The sequence below is a fragment of the Mesorhizobium sp. M2C.T.Ca.TU.002.02.1.1 genome, assembly GCF_003997225.1.
This window is the reverse complement of the sequence record NZ_RZTO01001350.1, coordinates 1-858: the sequence shown is the minus strand read 5'-3', so window position 1 is coordinate 858 and position 858 is coordinate 1. Positions and strand designations below refer to the sequence as shown.

The 858-nt window shown below is 59.8% G+C and carries 1 protein-coding gene and 1 pseudogene; one reads left to right on the top strand and one right to left on the bottom strand.

Going from position 1 to position 858, the window contains the following annotated elements:
- Positions 1-244, bottom strand: a 244-nt coding sequence (locus EOD07_RS36040) for a PAS domain-containing protein (RefSeq protein WP_127238485.1), incomplete at its 3' end; no start/stop codon positions are given.
- A gap of 426 nt (positions 245-670) precedes the next feature.
- On the opposite strand from EOD07_RS36040, the pseudogene EOD07_RS36035 reads away from it, so the two are divergent.
- Positions 671-858: pseudogene (locus tag EOD07_RS36035) on the top strand (rhomboid family intramembrane serine protease); the annotation flags it as partial.

The window sequence follows — 858 nt, the reverse complement described above, 5'->3', positions numbered from 1 at the left end:
GGTCCTTCTCGCGCCAGAGCGAAGGGAAGGAGAAGCCTTTGAGCTCGCGGCCGTAATAGGCGCAGAGCCTTGTGCCGGCCAGCCGGAACACCGCTTCGCCACGCGTATCGCGCTCGAGGATGAAGGTGTCGGCCAGGAGCGACTTGATGTCGGCCGGCTCCACCTCCGATCGCTTCGGGGCGAGGCGACCATCACGCAACTGGTTCCAATATTGGAACAGCGCGATCGATCCTTTTTCTTTCATTTCCATTCCGCTCCGCACAATCTGTCTTTTGATGTCCCATCGGCGAACAGACAGGGCGCCCTCCGATGACCTTCATGCGGTGCGGAGCAGGATGCGTGCCAGTATCGTTAACGTTTGTTCACGCCTCGGGGTCGTTAAGGTTAACAAGTGGTTTACATTGCGCGCCACTGAGGCCTGTGGCACACCAAAACCACTCCAAAACGGTCGTTCTCGCAGCGACCGGCAGCACTTCAGTCACGAGTTTACGGGGAGCAGGGGACTCGACCGGCCGTTCAGGGGGACACCTGGACGGCCTCTTTTTTGATTCGACCCTGTTTTGATTCGCCCCTTTTCTGCTGGGACGCTGTGGCGATTAGCCGTTTGTGATTCGAACGGGCGTGATCTACATGCTCGCCGAAACCTCAAGTCCCAGACCTGCGAAGGCGCATGAGCGAACCGGCAAGCCCCGCTGAAACCGAACCATCGCCGGACGAGGCGCCCGAGCCCGGGCGTCGCGAACCGGTGTTCAACTTGCCGCCGGTCGTGCTTGCGGTGATCGCCATTTGCGCGGTCGTCTATCTGCTGCAGGAATATGTGCTGAACGAGACGCAGCAGATGACGCTGCTCTATGACGG